A 17,963-nucleotide genomic window follows, 5' to 3' on the forward strand; every position below is an offset into this window, starting at 1 on the left:
GACATGCGCCAGCTCACGTTGTACGGCAGGGCCTATTGCCATCTGTGCACGGATATGCGGGACGCGCTGGAGCCGTTCCGGCGCGAAGTTCCGTTCATCCTCCACGAGGTGGACGTGGATGACGATCCGGACCTGGAGTCCCGTTTTGGCGAGCGCGTGCCCGTGCTGGTCGCAACAGGACCAGAAGGACCTCGCGAGCTTTGCCACTACTTCCTCGACGCCGCTGCCGTCCGCACCTGGCTCGGGGCCGCGGTATAGGCTGCAATCAGCACATCCGGGCGTGCACAACAGCCTGGCGATCCGCCCATTCGTGGCCCGGAAGTCATTGAAAATCCGGTAAAATTCTAGTTTGGCGCGAAATCAGCGCCCCAAGACCCGCGGCTCCTGACGCGGGCGTTCCCAAGGGGGCGCCCGCGCTTGGCCGTTCACGAATCCGCTGCCGCCGGGGCGAAGACGCCGGCGCTTGCCTGAAGATTAGATGGACCATATTCGCAATTTCTCGATCATCGCCCATATCGACCATGGGAAATCCACCCTGGCCGACCGGATCATTCAGCTGTGTGGGGGGCTGTCCGATCGCGAAATGGAGGCCCAGGTCCTCGACTCGATGGATATCGAGAAGGAACGCGGCATCACCATCAAGGCGCAGACGGCCGCGCTGGCTTACAAGGCGCGTGACGGCAAGGTCTACAACCTGAACCTGATCGACACCCCGGGGCACGTCGACTTCAGCTACGAAGTGAGCCGTTCGCTGTCGGCCTGCGAAGGCGCGCTGCTGGTGGTCGACGCTTCGCAGGGTGTCGAGGCGCAAACCGTGGCCAACTGCTACACCGCGATCGAGCTCGGCGTGGAAGTGGTGCCGGTGCTGAACAAGATCGACCTGCCACAGGCCGATCCGGCCAACGCCATCCAGGAAATCGAAGACGTCATCGGCATCGACGCGCAGGACGCCACGCCGTGCTCGGCCAAGACCGGCCAGGGCGTGCAAGACGTGATCGAGGCGCTGATCGCCAAGGTGCCGCCGCCCGAAGGCGATGCCAGCGCGCCGTTGCAAGCGCTGATCATCGACTCGTGGTTCGACAACTACGTGGGCGTGGTCATGCTGGTGCGCGTTGTCAATGGCACGTTGCGCCCGAAAGACAAGGTGCTGCTGATGGCCACCGGGGCCCAGCATCTCGTCGAGCAGGTTGGCGTGTTCTCGCCGAAGTCCGTGCAGCGTGAAGCCCTGACTGCGGGCGAAGTGGGCTTCGTCATTGCCGGCATCAAGGAGCTGAAGGCCGCCAAGGTCGGCGACACCATCACGACCGTGGCGCGCAAGGCCGCGGCGCCGCTGCCGGGCTTCAAGGAAGTCAAGCCGCAGGTGTTCGCCGGCCTGTATCCGGTCGAGGCCAACCAGTATGAGGCGCTGCGCGAATCGCTCGAGAAGCTGCGCCTGAACGACGCCTCGCTGATGTTCGAGCCGGAAGTGTCGCAGGCGCTGGGCTTCGGTTTCCGCTGCGGCTTCCTTGGCCTGCTGCACATGGAAATCGTGCAGGAGCGCCTCGAGCGCGAATTTGACATGGACCTGATTACCACGGCGCCGACCGTGGTGTACCAGGTGCAGATGCGCGACGGCACCACGGTGACGGTGGAGAACCCGGCCAAGATGCCCGACCCGAGCCGGATCGAGGCGATCCTGGAGCCGATCGTCACGGTCAACCTTTATATGCCGCAGGAGTATGTCGGCTCCGTGATCACGCTGTGCACGCAGAAGCGGGGCACGCAGATCAATATGAGCTACCACGGCAAGCAGGTGCAGCTGACCTACGAGATCCCGATGGCGGAAATCGTGATGGACTTCTTCGACCGCCTGAAGTCGGTATCGCGCGGCTACGCCTCGATGGATTACGAGTTCAAGGAATATCGCCCGTCCGACGTGGTCAAGGTCGATATCCTGATCAATAGCGACAAGGTCGATGCGCTGTCGGTGATCGTGCACCGCTCGAATTCGCAATACCGTGGCCGCGAAGTGGCCGCGAAAATGCGCGAGATCATTCCGCGCCAGATGTACGACGTGGCGATCCAGGCCGCGATCGGCTCGAACATCATTGCGCGCGAAAACGTCAAGGCGCTGCGCAAGAACGTGCTGGCCAAGTGCTATGGCGGCGATATCTCGCGCAAGAAGAAGCTGCTCGAAAAGCAGAAGGCCGGCAAGAAGCGCATGAAGCAGGTTGGCACCGTCGAGATTCCGCAGGAGGCGTTCCTGGCCATCCTGCAGGTTGACGACAAGTAAGCGGCTGCGCACGCAGGAACGGGACCGCGGCGCAGAGGGCGCGGCGGCATAAGAAGAAGCTGTAGCAGGACATCCAAGAACCAGAAGCCGTCATGAATTTTGCACTGATCCTTTTTGTGCTGGTGGTGATCACGGGTATCGCGTGGATCGCGGACAAGCTTGTATTTGAGCGGCAGCGGCGCGCATCGGCGCGCCTGGCGCTGGCCGAGTTCGATTCGCGCCAGTCCGACCTGCAGAGCCGCTTCGGTTCCGGCGAAGTCGACTCCACGCGCAAGCGCCTGGCCGAGGAAAAGCTGCGCCAGCCGTGGTGGCTCGAGTATTCGGCCAGCTTCTTCCCGGTCATCCTGGCGGTATTCGTGCTGCGTTCCTTCGTGGTCGAGCCGTTCAAGATTCCGTCCGGCTCGATGATTCCCACGCTGCTGATCGGGGACTTCATCCTGGTCAACAAGTACGACTATGGCATTCGCCTGCCGGTGGTGAACAAGAAGGTCATGGAAATTGGCGAGCCGCAGCGCGGCGATGTCATGGTGTTCCGCTATCCGAAGGACCCGTCGCTCGATTACATCAAGCGCGTGATCGGTCTGCCGGGGGATGAGGTTCAATATTCGAACAAGCACCTGACCATCAATGGCAAGCCGGCCGACTACACGGCGCTGCCCGATTATCTGGATGAGGAGCGTTTGTCCTATTCCAAGCATTTCACGGAAAAGCTGCCTGGTGGCGTGGAGCACGGCATCCTGAACGATGCGGACCGGCCCGCGTTTGTTGCCGGCGCGGATCCGGATTTCCCGTTCCGGGAAAACTGCACTTACAATCAGCAGGGTGTGACCTGCAAGGTGCCTGCAGGTCACTATTTCGTCATGGGCGACAACCGCGACAACAGCCTGGATTCCCGCTATTGGGGCTTTGTGCCGGACGAGAATATCGTTGGCAAGGCGTTTGTGATCTGGATGAATCTCGGTAATTTCGGACGCGTCGGGGCCTTCAAATAACACACCCGCGCGGCGCAAGAACGCTCAACCAGAAGAGGGAAGCGCAAATGGGTCAGATGGGGAAAAGAGGTCGGGCCGGGAATGTTGGCCGGGAGCGGGCCAGCCTGGGCCGACGGCGGACCGAGGGGTTTTCCCTCTGGACACTGCTGGTCGTGATCTTTTTCGTGATCGGCGTCGCGTTGCCGGCACTCCGGGCGATACCGAGCCTGACGGAGTATTTCTCCGTCAAGCGGGCCGCCAGTTACGCGAAGCAGAAGGCCACCAACAAGCGGGAAGTGGTCGAGTATTTTGATAAGCAGGCAACCATCGACCGGATTGCCGCGGTGCGGGGGGAGGACCTCCAGATCCGCGAAGACGAGAACGGAACGATCCAGTCGGTCGAATTTGCCTACCGGACCGAAGTTCCCGTCTACGGTCCACTGAGTCTATTGATTAGCTATTCGGGAACGCAGCACTGATATGAACCTCGACGCCTTGCAGCAACGTCTCGGCTACCGATTCAGCAAGCCTGAGTTGCTGCAGCAGGCGCTGACGCACCGCAGCCACAGCGCCCAGCACAACGAACGCCTGGAATTCCTGGGGGATTCGGTGCTGAACTGCGCCGTGGCGGACATGCTGTTCGGCATGTTCAGCAAGCTGGATGAAGGCGACCTGTCGCGCGTGCGCGCCAACCTGGTCAAGCAGCAGGCGCTGTACGAGATCGCCCAGATGCTGCAGCTCTCCGACGCGCTGCGCCTGGGCGAGGGCGAGTTGAAGAGCGGTGGTTTCCGGCGTCCGTCGATCCTGGCCGATGCGCTCGAAGCCATCGTCGGCGCGGTGTTCCTCGACGCCGGCTTCGAGGCCGCGCGCGCGCTGATCCGCAAGCTGTATATCCCCATCCTGGAGCAGGTGGACCCTCGCACGCTAGGCAAGGACGCCAAGACTCTGCTCCAGGAATACCTGCAAGGCCACAAGATCGCCTTGCCGCAATATAACGTAATCGCCACGCATGGCGCCGCGCACAGCCAGCAGTTTGAAGTCGAGTGCATGGTGCCTAAACTGGAAGTCCGGGTGTTCGGCACCGGCGCCTCGCGCCGGGCGGCGGAGCAGGCGGCGGCCAAGCTGGCGCTCGATGAAGTCCAGAAGCTGGTGCCGCAGCTGCTCAAGCGCAGCCGGGCCGAGCGCACGGGCAAGACGCGCAAGCAGCCGGTGCCACCGGACCCACAGTTGTCTCTCAGGTTGAAGGAATGACCGAATCGAACCATCCGCAGCAGCCCGCTGCGGATACCCCAGCCAAGGCGTTCCGCTGCGGCACCGTGGCCATTGTCGGCCGCCCCAATGTCGGCAAGTCCACGCTGATGAATGCGCTGGTCGGCCAGAAGATCAGCATCACGTCGCGCAAGGCGCAGACCACTCGCCACCGGCTCGTCGGCATCCAGACCACCGACGACGCGCAGTATGTCTTCGTTGACACGCCCGGATTCCAGACCCGCCACGCCAGCGCGCTGAACCGCTCGCTCAATCGCGCGGTCACTTCCACGTTGTCCTCGGTGGATCTGGTGCTGTTCGTGGTCGAAGCCGGTTACTACGGCGCGGATGACGAAAAGGTGCTGGCCTTGCTGCCCAAGAACACGCCGGTGCTGCTGGTGACGAACAAGCTCGACCGCGTCACCGACGACCGCGCCGGGGTGATGATGCCCTTCCTGGAAAAGATGGGGCAGCTCTTTCCGTTCCGCGAAGTGGTGCCGATGTCGGCCAAGACGCATGACCATATCACGCGCCTGTTCGAGATCCTGCGGCCTTACCTGCCGGAAGGCGAGCCGATGTACGACGCCGACGCGATGACCGATCGCAGCGAGCGCTTCCTGGCCTCGGAGATCATCCGCGAGAAGGTGTTCCGCTGGACCGGCGACGAACTGCCGTACACGAGCACTGTCATCATCGATAAGTTCGAGACGGAAGGGCGCCTGCGCCGCGTCTTTGCCACCATCCTGGTCGAGCGCGACGCGCACAAGGCCATGATCATCGGCAACAAGGGCAGCAAGCTCAAGCAGATTTCCACCGAGGCGCGCCTCGACATGGAAAAGCTCTTCGATGGCAAGGTCTACCTGGAAATGTGGATCAAGGTGAAGAGCGGCTGGGCCGATAACGAAGCCGGACTGCGCGCCTACGGCTACGAGTGAGCAAGATGCCTGACTTCGCGCGCGGGCCCGGCAAGGTCCGCCGCGCCGATCCGGTCGTGGATGAAGCCGCCGAACTGCTGGACAACCGGGCGCTGCCCGGCATGTCCGGCGCCGCCGGCCGCGCGATGATGGATCGGGCGATGCGCATCGTTCCGGCGCGCAGCGAATCGCGCGTGTCGGAGCAGCCGGGCTTTGTCCTGCATGCGTGGCCGTATCGCGAAACCAGCCTGATCCTCGATGTATTCACCCGCGACCACGGCCGGCTGTCGATGGTTGCCAAGGGCGCCAAGCGGCCGCATTCGTCGCTGCGTCCGGTGCTGCAGCACTTTCATCCGATCTCGCTGTCGTGGAGTGGACGTGGCGACGTCAAGACGCTGACGCGCGCGGAATGGGTCGGCGGCATGCCGCCGCTGTCCGGCGACGCGCTGCTGTCCGCGTTCTACCTCAATGAACTGCTGATGCGGTTCTGTCCGCGCGAGGACGGACATCCGGCCTTGTTCCGCCACTACATGGCTACGCTCACGCGCCTGGCGCATGGCGAGTCCGCGGGCCTGGTGCTGCGCAGCTTCGAGCGCGTGCTGCTGCAGGAAACGGGTTTCGCGGTGGCCTTCGACCAGTGCCTGAGCACCGGCGAACGCGTGCAGCCCGGACTCGACTATGTCTACCAGCCCGAGCGCGGCGTGCGCAGGGCCCAGCCAAGCGACCCGTCGTCGTGGCCCGTGGTGTCGGGCCAGACCTTGCTCGACATGTCGGAGGATGATTACGGGCGCGCGCAAACCGCACTGCAAAGCCGCGCGCTGATGCGCTTCCTTCTGCATTATTATTTGCAGGGTGCGCCGCTCAAGACGCGGCAGATCCTGATCGACCTGCACTACCTTTGACCCGCCGGGCTACCGGCCCACTGCTGATTCCGCAAGCATGATCTTCCACGCAAATCCGGGCGTCATCGACCTTGGCGTCAATATCGACCACGTTGCCACGCTGCGCAATGCGCGCGGCACGGTGTATCCCGATCCGATCCAGGCCGCGCTGCAGGCCGAGGAGGCCGGCGCGGACCTGATCACGCTGCACCTGCGCGAAGACCGTCGCCATATCCGCGACGCCGATGTGCGCGCGCTGCGCCCGCTGCTGACCACGCGCATGAACCTGGAATGCGCGATCACGCAGGAGATGCTCGATATCGCCTGCGAGATCCGTCCGCAGGATGTGTGCCTCGTGCCCGAACGGCGCGAAGAGGTGACCACCGAAGGCGGCCTCGATGTGGCGGGGCGTTTTGAACAGGTTAGCGCGGCATGCAAGCAACTCGCCTCGGCGGGTATCCGCGTGTCGCTGTTCATCGACGCCGATGCCGACCAGATTGCCGCCGCCGCCGCCTGTGGCGCGCCCGTGATCGAACTCCATACCGGCCGCTACGCTGACGCGCACACGCCTGACGAGCAGGCTATCGAATTGCGCCGCGTTGCCGATGGCGTCGATGCCGGCATCCGTCATGGCCTGGTGGTCAATGCGGGCCATGGCCTGCACTACACCAACGTGCAGCCTATCGCCGCGCTGCCGGGTATCAAGGAGCTGAACATCGGCCACGCGATCGTCGCGCACGCCGTGTTCGCCGGCTGGCAGAACGCCGTGCGCGAGATCAAGGCCATCATGGTGGCCGCGCGCCTTGGTACCCGCTATCCCGTTGCGGGCAGCCCGGCGTGATCTACGGCGTCGGCACCGACATCATCGAGATCGCGCGTGTGCAAGGCGTGATGGAGCGCACGCGCGGCCGTTTCGCGGAGAAGGTGCTGGGCCCGGATGAACTGGTCAAGTACCACGCGCGCAAGGCGCGCTCCGAGCGGCGCGGCCTGGCCTTCCTGGCAACGCGCTTCGCCGCCAAGGAAGCCTTCTCCAAGGCGATCGGGCTCGGCATGCGCTGGCCGATGACCTGGCGCGCGATGGAACTGATGAACCTGCCGTCGGGCGAGCCGACACCGGTATGCCATGGCGAGCTCGCCCAATGGATCCGGGAACGCGGCCTGACGATACGTGTCAGTGTCAGTGATGAACACGCCTATGCGGTTGCTTTTGCAATCGCCGAGCGGGGCGGCCATGCGGCCACTCCGGAAACTCCAGCCTAGCCTCGAACCCTATCCATGACCAAGAAGCTCTCCGGCAAACGGCCGGGACCGGTGGTGCTTGATGTTGTCGGCAAGCAGCTCGACGCCGAAGACGCGCGCCGCATTGCACATCCGCTGACAGGTGGCGTGATCCTGTTCGCGCGCAATTTCGAATCGCGCGCGCAACTGCTGGCGCTGACGCGCGCCATTCGTGCTCTTCGCGACGACGTGCTGATCTGCATCGACCATGAAGGCGGCCGCGTGCAGCGCTGCAAGACCGACGGCTTCACGCACCTGCCTGCCATGGGCAAGCTGGGCGAGCTGTGGGACCGCGACGTTCTGGCCGCTACCAAGGCCGCGGTGGCTTGCGGCTACGTGCTGGCCGCTGAACTGCGCGCCTGCGATGTCGACCTGAGCTTTACGCCGGTGCTGGACCTCGACTACGGCCGCAGCGCCGTGATCGGCGACCGCGCCTTCCACGCCGATCCGCGCGTGGTCACCATGCTGGCGGGGCACCTGAACCACGGCTTGTTGCTGGCGGGCATGAGCAACTGCGGCAAGCATTTTCCCGGCCACGGTTACGTGGAAGCGGACTCGCATGTCGCGATTCCCGTGGACGAGCGGCCGCTGGAAGAGATCCTCGGGCAGGATGCGCGCCCGTACGACTGGATGGGCCTGTCGCTGTCGTCGGTCATGCCGGCACACGTGATCTACCCGAAGGTCGATCCCAATCCGGCGGGCTTCTCGCCGTTCTGGCTGCAGGACATCCTGCGCGCGCAACTGGGCTTCGAGGGCGTCATCTTCAGCGACGATCTGAGCATGGAAGGGGCCAGCGTGGCCGGCAACGTCACGCAGGCCGCGCGGGCTGCACTGGCTGCGGGCTGTGACATGGTGCTGATCTGCAACCACCCCGAGCGTGCCGACCAGTTGCTGGCGGAACTCGATAGCGGCATCGACAAGACTTCACAGCGCCGCATCCGCAAGCTGTTCGCACGCCGCAAGCCGCTCGACTGGAACAAGCTGCAGCAGGAGGGCGAATATCGCGCCGCGCTGCGTTTGCTGAAGGACCAAGAACTGATCGCCTGAACGGGTAGCCGCGTCGTTTGCGGCAGGCAACAAAAAAGGCAGCGAGGCTGCCTTTTTCGTTTCCGGCCCCGCTTGGTCGGCGGGGCGAGCCGTGCGTTCAGTTGGCGCGGCTGCGGTATTCGCCGGTACGGGTATCGATTTCGATCTTGTCGCCGATGTTGCAGAACAGCGGCACTTGCAGTTCGAAGCCCGTGTTGATCTTGGCGCCCTTCAGCACCTTGCCCGACGAGGTGTCGCCCTTGACGGCCGGCTCGGTGTAGACGATTTCGCGCACCAGCGTGGTCGGCATGTCGACCGAGATGGCCTTCTCGTTGTAGAACACCACTTCTACGGCCATGCCGTCTTCGAGGTAGTTCAGCGCGTCGCCCATGCTGTCGCCCTCGACTTCGAACTGGTTGTAGTCGGCGTCCATGAACACGTACATCGGATCGGCGAAGTACGAGTAGGTGCATTCGCGGCGCTCGAGCATCACGACTTCGAACTTGTCGTCGGCCTTGAACACCGACTCGCCCGGGGCTTCGGTGAGCAGGTTCTTGTACTTCATCTTGACCACGGCAGCGTTGCGGCCCGACTTGTTGTACTCGGCCTTCTGCACAACCATCGGGACGCCGTTCATCATGAACACGTTGCCGACGCGGAGTTCCTGTGCGGTTTTCATCTGAACTGTTTTCCTGAAAAAGAAAGTCTCGGAAATTGGTATGGCGAGGTGTGGCGCAGGCGCGGCCAGCAGGAAGCCCTGTCGCCTTGCCGCTTCTGGCGCCTGCTGGGCCCGTGCCCACGTGCGCTTGACCCCGTGCTCAGTGTTCGCTCAGGTCCCCGCGCCGCGGCGCGCGCGTGGCAGCGCTGCCCTCTGGTATGGGAGCCTTGGTTACCAGGCCCGGTCGCCATCAAATCAACCCGCTATTTTACCCGATTTTCACAGAACGCCACGAGATTTGCCGCCAGGTCACCCAAGCCAAGCAGGCGCGCCTGCCATTGGCGGGCGGCTTGCGCCAGCACGGGCAGCTTGCGGCGCAAGTCGGTCCAGTCGGGTGCGTTGCCGTACGCATTCCAGGCGTGCCAGAAATCCGCCAGGGCCGTGGCCGCGGCGGCGTCCACGCCGCTGCGGCGGAACAGCGCGAGCCAGGCGTCGAGCTTGTCGCGGTGCGCGTCCTCATCCTGCGGGTAGATGTGCCAGACCAGCGGCCGCGCCGCCCACTGCGCGCGCACGAACGAGTCTTCTCCGCGCACAAAATTGAGGTCGCAGGACCACAGCATTTCGTCGTAGAGCTCCTGCCGCACGAAGGGCACGATGTTGACCTGCAGGTGGCCCCGTACCAGCGCCTTGCCCGGCGCTGCGCTTTCCCCTGACCACGCTGCAAGCTGCTCGGCCGCCATGCCTTGCGGAATCAGGCACTGGATCGGTTCCGAGCCATCGCGCCATTGCTCAAGCAACGCGGGTAGCGCAGTGTTCTGGTACGAAAACAGGCTGACCTTGAGCGCGCTTGCATCGCGGGTCGCGCGCAGCCGGTGCCACAGGGCGGCCTGGGCGGCCGGACCGGCCAGGAAGGTGTCCCGCTGTGCGCCCAGCATCGATTCGCGCAGCAAGCCGCCGGTCCCGTGCTCGAAACCGGGGAAGAAGAAGTGCTTCGTCAGCGGCAGCCGCGGATGCGGTGAAGGCATGCCGTGGTGCTCGCGCACCCAGGACTCCGCGCTCAGGTATTCAAGGTTGATCCATGCCGGGGCGCGCTCGCGTGCCACCATGCGGGCAAGGAAAACCTCCGGCAGGTCGCAGGCAAAGGCTTCGATGACGGCGTCGTGCACGGTAAGGTTGCCAAAGCGGGCGCGGTCATCGGCATCGCCACCGGGGCGCCAGGTGCGGATTTCCACGCCGGACAGGCGCTGCTGCCGCGCTGCCGTGTCCAGCGCGGGCGCCAGCCGGGAAAAGCTCTGCAGGTCATCGACCCACAGGCGCACCGCATGGCCGTGTTCCTGCGCGAGCTGGCGTGCCAGCCGCCAGCAGACGCCGATATCGCCGAAATTGTCGATGACGGTGCAGAAGATGTCCCAGGAACGGATTGGCATGTCGGAGGTGGCAGGCAAGGCAGGGCGGGCGGGCAAAGCGAGGGAGGGCAGTGAATTGCTCTAAACTTCGGATTTTAGAGCCGTTGCCGCGAATCGCGAGCCGGCCACATCGAATTGGTCATCGTTCCCCATGTCCGACCCGCTTCCTGACGCTTCGGCCCTGCCGCCCGAAGCGGCACCGGCAGAACCCTTCGACCCCAAGCCCGTCATCGCCCGCCTGCCGGGCTTGCCCGGCGTGTATCGTTATATCGACAGCGCCGGCAACGTGCTCTATGTCGGCAAGGCGCGCGACCTCAAGAAGCGGGTATCGAGCTACTTCAACAAGACTCAGCTGTCGCCACGCATCGCCATGATGGTGGCCAGGATCGCGCGCATCGATACCACCGTGGTGCGCACCGAGGCCGAGGCCCTGCTGCTCGAGAACAACCTGATCAAGGCGCTGGCGCCGCGGTACAACATCCTGTTCCGCGACGACAAGTCCTATCCCTTCCTCAAGCTGACCGGCCATCGTTTTCCGCGCATGGCCTACTACCGTGGCGCCACGGACCGCAAGCACCAGTACTTCGGTCCGTTCCCGAGCGCCTACGCCGTGCGCGAGAGCATGCAGATCCTGCAGAAGGTGTTCCAGCTGCGCACCTGCGAGGATACGGTCTTCAACAACCGGACCCGGCCCTGCCTGCTGCACCAGATCCACCGCTGCACGGGCCCATGCGTGGGCGCGATCAACGAGGCGGACTACGCGCGCGACGTCGGCAATGCGGCGCGCTTCCTGCAAGGCCGCGAAACCGAGGTGCTTGAGGGGCTGCAGTCGAAGATGGAAGAGCATTCCACCCGGCTGGAGTTCGAGCAGGCCGCTGCGGTGCGCGACCAGATCGCGGCGCTGTCGACCGTGCTCAAGCGGCAGGCGGTGGAGGAGGTCGGCCAGGCGCGGGACATCGACGTGCTGGCGGCGGTCGTGGAAGGCGGACGCGCGTGCGTCAACCTGGCCATGGTGCGCGGCGGTCGCCACCTTGGCGACAAGGCCTATTTCCCCGCGCATGCCGACGAGGCGGCGATGATCGTCGAGGACGGCGACGAGGGGGCAGAGGGCACGGAAGGCGCGGAAGGCGAACCGGCACCGGCCGGGCCGCCGGGCGTCGAGCGCATTGCAGCGCGCGTGTTGTCGGCGTTCATGGCGCAGCATTACCTGGATCAGGCGGCGCCCCCGATCATCGTCGTCAGCCACGTTCCCGACGATGCCGCATTGCTGGATGCCCTGGCGCTCCACGCCGGGCGCAAGATCGCGCTGGTGCGGCAGCCGCAGGGCCAGCGCAAGGCCTGGCTGGAGATGGCGCAGCAGGGTGCGGCACTGGCGCTGGCGCGGCGGCTCGCGGAACAGGGCAGCCAGGAGGCGCGCACGCGTGCGCTCGCGGAGACGATCGGCATCGACCTGGAAGACCTGGCATTGCTGCGTGTGGAGTGCTTCGACATCAGCCACACCGCTGGCGAGGCCACCCAGGCGTCCTGCGTCGTGTTTCACCATCACGACATGCAGAACGGCGAATACCGCCGCTACAACATTCAGGACATCACGCCGGGCGACGACTACGCGGCCATGCGCCAGGTGCTGACGCGCCGGTACCAGAAGCTGGTCGAGCAGATGCAGGAGGAGGGCGGCCAGGATGCCGCCGGCGAGGCCTCGTCGCCGCTGCCGCACGTGGTGCTCATCGACGGCGGCAAGGGGCAGGTCGAGGTGGCGCGCCAGGTGTTCGAGGAGCTGGGGCTTGATATCGGGCTGCTGGTGGGCGTCGCCAAGGGCGAGGGCCGCAAGGTCGGCCTCGAAACCCTGGTATTCGCGGATGGGCGGCCATCGCTCGAACTGGGGCAGGGCAGTGCGGCGCTGATGCTGGTCGCGCAGATCCGCGACGAGGCGCACCGCTTTGCCATCACGGGCATGCGCGCGCGCCGGGCCAAGGCACGCACGACCTCGCGGCTGGAAGAGATCGAGGGCGTGGGTGCGCGCCGGCGGCAGAAGCTTCTGACCCGTTTTGGCGGCCTGCGCGGCGTCATGGCGGCCAGCATTGACGAGCTGGCCAGCGTCGACGGCATCTCCCGCGGCCTAGCCGAGGAAATCTACCGTCAGCTTCATTGATGTCCCAGGCCGGCGATTTACCCCGCCGGGCGTGCATTGGCGCCGAAATCGGCGACAATCGCGGAATTCGTCATTGCCCCGTCGGTCTCCGAGCCCCATGCCCTTCAATATCCCGATCCTGCTGACCTGGTTGCGCGTTGCCATGATTCCCCTCGTGGTGGGCGTGTACTACCTGCCGGAAGCATGGCTGCCGATGCACACGAAGAACGTCACGGCGGCGTCCTTCTTCATCGTCGCGGCGGTCACGGACTGGCTGGACGGCTTCCTGGCGCGGCGCTGGAACCAGACCTCGGCCTTCGGCGCGTTCCTGGATCCCGTGGCCGACAAGCTGATGGTCACCGCGGCACTGCTGTCGCTGCTGGCCCTGGGCCGGGTGGCGGACCTGGTGGCCCTGGTCATCATCGGCCGCGAGATCACGATCTCGGCCTTGCGGGAATGGATGGCGCAGATCGGCGCTTCCAAGAGCGTGGCGGTGAACTTCCTCGGCAAGCTGAAGACCACGGTGCAGATGATCGCGATCCCGATGCTGCTCTTCAGTGACCGGCTGTTCGGCATCGACGCGCAGGTGGTGGGCACCTGGATGATCTACGTGGCCGCGGTCCTGACGCTGTGGTCGATGTTCTATTACATGAAGCTGGCCTGGCCGCAGATCCGCGAGCGCGCCGGCGTTCTTGGCGAGGCGCGCACACAAAAATGATGCCGCGCGCAAAAAAGTGTTGACGAGCAGATCTGTCCTTTGCAATAATCTTGTTCTCGCTGCTGACGACGCAAACGAAAGCGGCGAGATAAGCTGGTTTAGCGCAAGAAGCTGTTGTTTGCAGTCAATTGCGTGCTCGCCTCGATGGTGAGCGTAAAACGGCGCAATGCGGGAGTAGCTCAGTTGGTAGAGCGCAACCTTGCCAAGGTTGAGGTCGAGAGTTCGAGACTCTTCTCCCGCTCCAGGTTAATTCGGGTGCGGTAACAAGCGATGGCTTGTCGTTGGACTCGTAGCAGTAAAAGTTTTACGCGGGAGTAGCTCAGTTGGTAGAGCGCAACCTTGCCAAGGTTGAGGTCGAGAGTTCGAGACTCTTCTCCCGCTCCATCCCCAAAGGGAAGCAGCGCTTCCCTTTTTGTTTGGGTTGGTAGCCGCAAGCAGCATCGGTTGATGCGGGTACAATTCAGCAGCACGTCACCTGGCGGGGTGGCAGAGTGGTTATGCAGCGGCCTGCAAAGCCGTGTACGCCGGTTCGATTCCGACCTCCGCCTCCAGTTGAAAAAGATGCAGCGCCCGATGGGCGCTGTTTTCGTTTGCGCCTCGTCTGCATCGATCTACGCTTGCGCACCGACTTGTTGGGCCGTGATCCGCAGATACTCGGTAAAGGCCAGCAGCCCCCGTGTCGGAAACTTGTCCTGGTGCACCACTAATTGCAGCGGACGGACAATGCGGGGCAAGCCTTGCCGCACCGCTACCAGCGTGCCGCGCTCCAGTTCATCGCGGACCACGTGCAGCGACAGGCAACTCACGCCGAAACCACTCATCACCGCACGCTTGATCGCCTCGGCATTGCCCAGTTCGAGCGCGAAGCGTAGCTCGCCCAGCAGGGGCATCAGTCTTTCTTCAATGATCTCCCGGGTACCGGAGCCCGGCTCGCGCACGATCCATTCGGCATCGCGCAGGCCATCAAGGGGCGCGTTCGGCGCGGCAAGTGGATGGGACGGGCCAACCACGACGACCATCTCGTCATCGCACCACGGCATGCTGCGCAGCTCGCGTTCATGGCTGGCGCCTTCGACGAGCCCGATGTCGGCCTCGAACTGCATCACCGAGCGCAAGACGTCGCGGGTATTGCCGATGCGCAGATCCAGCTGGCACGGGCCGCCCTGCGAAGCGCGAAAGCCAGCCATCAGCGCCGGCAGGATATAGCTGCCGATCGTATTGCTGGCGGCAATGCGCAGCTGCACCCCGGTCTGTGTCGTGAACCGCTCAAGCTCCTGCGCCTGATCGAGCAAAGACAAGGCGCGCGGAAAGAACTGCCGCCCGGTCTCGTTGATGCTGAGGCGCCTTGCCACCCGGTCGAACAGTGGGCCGTCGAGCGCACGCTCCAGTTCCGCCAGGGAGGCGCTGACGGCCGACTGGGACATGGAGAGGGCTTCCGAGGCCGCCACCGTGCTGCCGTGCTGAGCCACGGAGACGAAGACCTGGAGTTGGCGCAACGTCAGGCGAAGGGGGCGCTGGTCCATATCGACATTTCAGGTAATTCATACCGATATTACCCGTTTTGCAGATTGAGAGGGGGAAGGTACGCTCCATACACCTAATCAAACACCTGCCGCCATGTCATCCGTGTCCGCTACCAATTCCGCCCAGGCTGTTGCGCCAGCCGCCGTGCTGCCATGGCATCAGCGTCTGCTGCCTTTGCTGCCCCTTGGGGGCGTGGCATGGCTCGCCATGGTTCTGGCCGACCATCCCGCCGTCTCGCGCTATGGCCTGAGCGCCCTGACGCTGGCCATGTTTGCCGGCATGATCGCCGCCAATACCATGCCCAAGCACTGGCTGCAACCGCTGGCGCCTGGCATGCAGATCGCGCGTCAGCACCTGCTGCGCCTGGGCGTGGCCCTGTATGGACTGCGACTGACCTTTGCCTCGATTGCCGCGCTCGGCTTGTCCGGCATCGTGGTGCCGCTCGCCATGCTGCTTGGCACGCTGCTTTTCGGCACCTTGATCGGTACGAAAGTATTCGGCCTGAGCCGCCGCGAGGCCATCCTGGTCAGCTCGGGCAGCGCCATCTGCGGCGCCGCCGCGGCAATCGCCGTGTCGTCCGTCGTGCGTACCGACGACAAGCAGACGGCGGTCGCGGTGGCCACGGTGGTGCTGTTCGGTACTGTCGGCATGCTGCTCTATCCGTACCTGTTCGAGCTGGTGACGGGCACCTACCACTGGAATATCAGCGAACGCATGTTCGGCATCTTCACCGGCGCGACGCTGCACGAAGTCGCACAGGTGATTGCGGCGGGCAAGATGATTGGCGATACGACCGCGGACGCCGCCGTCGTGACCAAGATGGTGCGCGTGCTGGCACTCGGCCCGGTGCTGCTGGTGATGGCCTTGTGGCCGAACAAGGATGCCAAGGCCCAAGGCGGTGGCCCGCGCCTGAGCGGCCTGCTGAAGTCGGTGCCGTGGTTCGCGGTTGGCTTCGTCGCCGTGATGGCGGTGAATTCGGCGGGCGTCGTTCCGCAGGAATGGAAGGCCGGCCTGACCGCGCTGGACAACTGGATGCTTGCCTGCGCCATGCTGGCCATCGGCCTGCACACGCGGATCGGCGACCTGCTGCGCGCCGGGCGCAAGCCGCTTGCCCTGGCTGGCGTGATCTTTGTCTTCCTGATGGCCGGCGGCGCAGCGCTCTGCTACCTGATGGCCTGAACGGAAGGGCGGGATGAGACGGCGGCCGCAGCCAGCTTGGTGCGGCCGACGGGACTCGAACCCGTAAGCCCGTAAGGGCGGCAGATTTTAAGTCTGCTGAGTCTACCAATTTCTCCACGGCCGCGCGGAAAGGCCAACATTGTGGTGGTTGCGCATCCGGGATGCAAGTGCGGGCTGCGAGCGCTCCTTCTCAAAGCCGGTTCTCCAGCAAAGTGATCCGTCTGTTACGGCTCGTAACAATGTCGTGAGCGCCGTTGCACCTGGAAATTTCCGAACCACTAAAATAGAGCCATCAGGAATCCGGGACAGAGGGGCGGGAAATGAAACGTTGGTGGCTCGCAGCATTCGGTATCGTCGCTGGCCTTGCGTCGGGTGCGGCAATGGCCCATGTGAGCGTCGGCGTTGCGATCGGTGTGCCTGGCGTGGTTGTCGGCGCCCCGGCTTATTATCCTCCGGCCCCGGTGTACTATCCGCCCGCTCCGCCGGTCGTGGTGGCGCCCGCTCCGGTGTACTACGCCCCGGCGCCGGTGTATTACGGCCCGCGGTACTACGGTCCCGGTCCGCGTTATTACGGCCCGCGCTACTATGGCCCGCGCCCGTACTACGGACCCCGTGGGTACCACGGTCATGGCCATTGGCGCTGATAGCCAGCCCTCCAAGGTTTTTGAAAGAAAGAGCCCCGATTCGGGGCTCTTTTATTTTGTCCGCTTCGCGCGATACAAGTGAAGGGCCGCTCCCGGCAAGTTCCCTAACGGTTGGTGTCATCAAATTTCCTGAATAGATCGCTCAAAGGCCTAGGGATACCACTATTAGGGTTTCCCCTAAACTGCATCTGTGACGCCGCAATGTCACACGAAAAGATCGTGGTCCTCGCGGCGCCTGTCTGTCAGAGAAAAAGGGGAATCTCATGAATATCAAGCGTAGTTTGGCGACTGTCGCCGCCCTGTCGGCGCTTTCCGCTGTGTCGCTGCCGTCGTTTGCCGGTACGGGCAAGGTCGATCCGTTCCTGGATGGTGCCAAGATTGGGAAGGTGGATGCGTTCACCGACGGCGCGCGTGTCGGCAAGATAGATCCCTATACCGACGGCGCCCGGATCAGCAAGCCGGATCCGTTCACCGACGGTGCCCGCACCAGCAAGCCGGACCCATTTACCGACGGCGCCTGACGCATGACGGTTGCCGGCATCTCGCGACGTCGGCGGATCGACAACATGACCCGCCTGATGTGCGGGTCATGTTGTTTTGGGCAATTGTGTTTTGTCCCTCGCAGGCACACCTCGCGCGGTGACCGGGACATTTGCGCGGCGCTATACTTCCGCCTCACACCGTATGAACATCAGGAGAGTGGTATGCAGCAAAAGACCGTGCTGACGGCAGAAGACGTGAAGAAGATCATGGCCGCAGCAGAGGCCGAGGCAAAGGCGCACCAGTGGGCCGTCTCGATCGTCGTGGTGGACGATGGTGGCCACATGCTTGCCATGCAGCGCCTGGACGGCACGGCGCCGATCTCGGCCTATATCGCGACGGAAAAGGCCCGCACTTCGGCCCTGGGTCGCCGCGAGTCGAAGGTCTACGAAGACATGATCAACAACGGTCGCTATTCCTTCATGACTGCCCCGACGCTGCAGGGCATGCTGGAAGGCGGCGTGCCCATCGTCTGCAACGAGCAGGTTGTGGGTGCGGTAGGCGTTTCGGGTGTCAAGTCGACGGAAGACGCCCAGATCGCCCGTGCTGGTATCGCGGCGCTGGGTCTCTGAT

At 64.1% G+C, this 17,963-nt stretch carries 19 protein-coding genes and 4 tRNA genes; 19 read left to right on the forward strand and 4 right to left on the reverse strand.

Going from position 1 to position 17,963, the window contains the following annotated elements; genetic code table 11:
* Nucleotides 1–3: 3 nt before the first annotated feature.
* The 10 genes from AC3FKG_RS20170 (at nt 4) to nagZ (ending at nt 8,611) form a co-directional block, all read left to right on the forward strand.
* Entirely contained in the window at nt 4–258 is a 255-nt protein-coding gene (locus tag AC3FKG_RS20170) for a glutaredoxin family protein (protein WP_483708642.1), read from the forward strand.
* Nucleotides 259–478: 220 nt separating this feature from the next.
* Nucleotides 479–2,272, forward strand: a complete 1,794-nt coding sequence (gene lepA, locus AC3FKG_RS20175; protein WP_483708641.1) for a translation elongation factor 4 — start codon at nt 479–481, stop codon at nt 2,270–2,272.
* A 92-nt stretch (nt 2,273–2,364) separates the two neighbouring features.
* Entirely contained in the window at nt 2,365–3,264 is a 900-nt protein-coding gene (gene lepB, locus AC3FKG_RS20180) for a signal peptidase I (protein WP_488743981.1), read from the forward strand.
* Nucleotides 3,265–3,311: 47 nt separating this feature from the next.
* On the forward strand, nt 3,312–3,722 hold the full coding sequence (locus AC3FKG_RS20185) for a DUF4845 domain-containing protein (RefSeq protein WP_483708639.1): 411 nt from the start codon (nt 3,312–3,314) through the stop codon (nt 3,720–3,722).
* Between the two features lies 1 nt (nt 3,723).
* The gene (rnc, locus tag AC3FKG_RS20190) at nt 3,724–4,494 is read left to right on the forward strand and encodes a ribonuclease III (protein ID WP_483708638.1); all 771 of its coding nucleotides are present in this window, start codon (nt 3,724–3,726) and stop codon (nt 4,492–4,494) included.
* On the forward strand, nt 4,491–5,426 hold the full coding sequence (gene era / locus AC3FKG_RS20195; protein WP_483708637.1) for a GTPase Era: 936 nt from the start codon (nt 4,491–4,493) through the stop codon (nt 5,424–5,426). The genes rnc and era overlap by 4 nt, the downstream gene beginning before the upstream one ends.
* Nucleotides 5,427–5,431: 5 nt before the next feature.
* A complete protein-coding gene (gene recO, locus AC3FKG_RS20200) occupies nt 5,432–6,307 on the forward strand; it encodes a DNA repair protein RecO (protein ID WP_488743982.1) in 876 nt (291 codons plus the stop codon).
* Nucleotides 6,308–6,344: 37 nt separating this feature from the next.
* Nucleotides 6,345–7,127 (forward strand): pyridoxine 5'-phosphate synthase, encoded by a 783-nt coding sequence (gene pdxJ, locus AC3FKG_RS20205; protein ID WP_483708635.1) that lies wholly within the window; start codon nt 6,345–6,347, stop codon nt 7,125–7,127.
* Nucleotides 7,124–7,546, forward strand: coding sequence for a holo-ACP synthase (gene acpS, locus AC3FKG_RS20210; protein WP_483708634.1), 423 nt, complete (start codon nt 7,124–7,126; stop codon nt 7,544–7,546). Before pdxJ ends, acpS begins: the two co-directional genes overlap by 4 nt.
* A gap of 15 nt (nt 7,547–7,561) precedes the next feature.
* Complete coding sequence (gene nagZ / locus AC3FKG_RS20215) at nt 7,562–8,611, forward strand: beta-N-acetylhexosaminidase (protein WP_488743983.1); 1,050 nt, start codon at nt 7,562–7,564, stop codon at nt 8,609–8,611.
* 97 nt (nt 8,612–8,708) lie between these two features.
* On the opposite strand, the gene efp is transcribed toward nagZ, so the two are convergent.
* On the reverse strand, nt 8,709–9,269 hold the full coding sequence (gene efp, locus AC3FKG_RS20220; protein ID WP_483708632.1) for an elongation factor P: 561 nt from the start codon (nt 9,267–9,269) through the stop codon (nt 8,709–8,711).
* 242 nt (nt 9,270–9,511) lie between these two features.
* Nucleotides 9,512–10,675, reverse strand: a complete 1,164-nt coding sequence (gene earP / locus AC3FKG_RS20225) for an elongation factor P maturation arginine rhamnosyltransferase EarP (RefSeq protein WP_488743984.1) — start codon at nt 10,673–10,675, stop codon at nt 9,512–9,514.
* Nucleotides 10,676–10,805: 130 nt separating this feature from the next.
* On the opposite strand from earP, the gene uvrC reads away from it, so the two are divergent.
* The 5 genes from uvrC (at nt 10,806) to AC3FKG_RS20250 (ending at nt 14,054) form a co-directional block, all read left to right on the forward strand.
* Nucleotides 10,806–12,806, forward strand: coding sequence for an excinuclease ABC subunit UvrC (gene uvrC / locus AC3FKG_RS20230; RefSeq protein WP_483708630.1), 2,001 nt, complete (start codon nt 10,806–10,808; stop codon nt 12,804–12,806).
* A 97-nt stretch (nt 12,807–12,903) separates the two neighbouring features.
* Entirely contained in the window at nt 12,904–13,503 is a 600-nt protein-coding gene (pgsA, locus tag AC3FKG_RS20235) for a CDP-diacylglycerol--glycerol-3-phosphate 3-phosphatidyltransferase (protein ID WP_483708629.1), read from the forward strand.
* A gap of 168 nt (nt 13,504–13,671) precedes the next feature.
* A tRNA-Gly gene (locus AC3FKG_RS20240) sits at nt 13,672–13,747 on the forward strand.
* A gap of 64 nt (nt 13,748–13,811) precedes the next feature.
* Nucleotides 13,812–13,887: transfer RNA gene (locus tag AC3FKG_RS20245), tRNA-Gly, on the forward strand.
* Between the two features lie 93 nt (nt 13,888–13,980).
* Nucleotides 13,981–14,054 (forward strand) — tRNA-Cys (locus tag AC3FKG_RS20250).
* Nucleotides 14,055–14,114: 60 nt separating this feature from the next.
* Here AC3FKG_RS20250 and AC3FKG_RS20255 read toward each other — a convergent pair.
* The gene (locus AC3FKG_RS20255; RefSeq protein WP_483708628.1) at nt 14,115–15,026 is read right to left on the reverse strand and encodes a LysR family transcriptional regulator; all 912 of its coding nucleotides are present in this window, start codon (nt 15,024–15,026) and stop codon (nt 14,115–14,117) included.
* A 94-nt stretch (nt 15,027–15,120) separates the two neighbouring features.
* On the opposite strand from AC3FKG_RS20255, the gene AC3FKG_RS20260 reads away from it, so the two are divergent.
* Nucleotides 15,121–16,206 carry a YeiH family protein gene (locus tag AC3FKG_RS20260; protein ID WP_488743985.1) on the forward strand — a complete coding sequence of 362 codons (1,086 nt, stop codon included), beginning with the start codon at nt 15,121–15,123 and terminating at the stop codon, nt 16,204–16,206.
* A gap of 37 nt (nt 16,207–16,243) precedes the next feature.
* Here AC3FKG_RS20260 and AC3FKG_RS20265 read toward each other — a convergent pair.
* Nucleotides 16,244–16,330, reverse strand: a tRNA-Leu gene (locus AC3FKG_RS20265).
* A gap of 196 nt (nt 16,331–16,526) precedes the next feature.
* On the opposite strand from AC3FKG_RS20265, the gene AC3FKG_RS20270 reads away from it, so the two are divergent.
* From AC3FKG_RS20270 to AC3FKG_RS20280, 3 genes are all read left to right on the forward strand, one after another.
* Nucleotides 16,527–16,850, forward strand: a complete 324-nt coding sequence (locus AC3FKG_RS20270) for a hypothetical protein (RefSeq protein ID WP_483708626.1) — start codon at nt 16,527–16,529, stop codon at nt 16,848–16,850.
* A gap of 263 nt (nt 16,851–17,113) precedes the next feature.
* On the forward strand, nt 17,114–17,371 hold the full coding sequence (locus tag AC3FKG_RS20275) for a hypothetical protein (protein WP_488743986.1): 258 nt from the start codon (nt 17,114–17,116) through the stop codon (nt 17,369–17,371).
* A 183-nt stretch (nt 17,372–17,554) separates the two neighbouring features.
* Nucleotides 17,555–17,962: a heme-binding protein gene (locus AC3FKG_RS20280; protein WP_211949045.1), complete on the forward strand. Its 408-nt coding sequence runs from the start codon at nt 17,555–17,557 to the stop codon at nt 17,960–17,962.
* The last annotated feature ends 1 nt before the right edge of the window (nt 17,963 follow it).

The organism is Cupriavidus sp. 22TCCZM04-2 (assembly GCF_057798895.1).

Bases quoted from the DNA above. Each gene is read 5' to 3' on its own strand.
- AC3FKG_RS20255 (WP_483708628.1), bottom strand. From the start codon at position 15,026: ATGGACCAGCGCCCCCTTCGCCTGACGTTGCGCCAACTCCAGGTCTTC.
- AC3FKG_RS20275 (WP_488743986.1), top strand. From the start codon at position 17,114: ATGAATATCAAGCGTAGTTTGGCGACTGTCGCCGCCCTGTCGGCGCTT.
- pgsA (WP_483708629.1), top strand. From the start codon at position 12,904: ATGCCCTTCAATATCCCGATCCTGCTGACCTGGTTGCGCGTTGCCATG.
- AC3FKG_RS20260 (WP_488743985.1), top strand. From the start codon at position 15,121: ATGTCATCCGTGTCCGCTACCAATTCCGCCCAGGCTGTTGCGCCAGCC.
- nagZ (WP_488743983.1), top strand. From the start codon at position 7,562: ATGACCAAGAAGCTCTCCGGCAAACGGCCGGGACCGGTGGTGCTTGAT.
- efp (WP_483708632.1), bottom strand. From the start codon at position 9,269: ATGAAAACCGCACAGGAACTCCGCGTCGGCAACGTGTTCATGATGAAC.
- AC3FKG_RS20280 (WP_211949045.1), top strand. From the start codon at position 17,555: ATGCAGCAAAAGACCGTGCTGACGGCAGAAGACGTGAAGAAGATCATG.
- pdxJ (WP_483708635.1), top strand. From the start codon at position 6,345: ATGATCTTCCACGCAAATCCGGGCGTCATCGACCTTGGCGTCAATATC.
- earP (WP_488743984.1), bottom strand. From the start codon at position 10,675: ATGCCAATCCGTTCCTGGGACATCTTCTGCACCGTCATCGACAATTTC.
- AC3FKG_RS20170 (WP_483708642.1), top strand. From the start codon at position 4: ATGCGCCAGCTCACGTTGTACGGCAGGGCCTATTGCCATCTGTGCACG.
- recO (WP_488743982.1), top strand. From the start codon at position 5,432: ATGCCTGACTTCGCGCGCGGGCCCGGCAAGGTCCGCCGCGCCGATCCG.
- lepB (WP_488743981.1), top strand. From the start codon at position 2,365: ATGAATTTTGCACTGATCCTTTTTGTGCTGGTGGTGATCACGGGTATC.
- rnc (WP_483708638.1), top strand. From the start codon at position 3,724: ATGAACCTCGACGCCTTGCAGCAACGTCTCGGCTACCGATTCAGCAAG.
- AC3FKG_RS20185 (WP_483708639.1), top strand. From the start codon at position 3,312: ATGGGTCAGATGGGGAAAAGAGGTCGGGCCGGGAATGTTGGCCGGGAG.
- era (WP_483708637.1), top strand. From the start codon at position 4,491: ATGACCGAATCGAACCATCCGCAGCAGCCCGCTGCGGATACCCCAGCC.
- AC3FKG_RS20270 (WP_483708626.1), top strand. From the start codon at position 16,527: ATGAAACGTTGGTGGCTCGCAGCATTCGGTATCGTCGCTGGCCTTGCG.
- lepA (WP_483708641.1), top strand. From the start codon at position 479: ATGGACCATATTCGCAATTTCTCGATCATCGCCCATATCGACCATGGG.
- uvrC (WP_483708630.1), top strand. From the start codon at position 10,806: ATGTCCGACCCGCTTCCTGACGCTTCGGCCCTGCCGCCCGAAGCGGCA.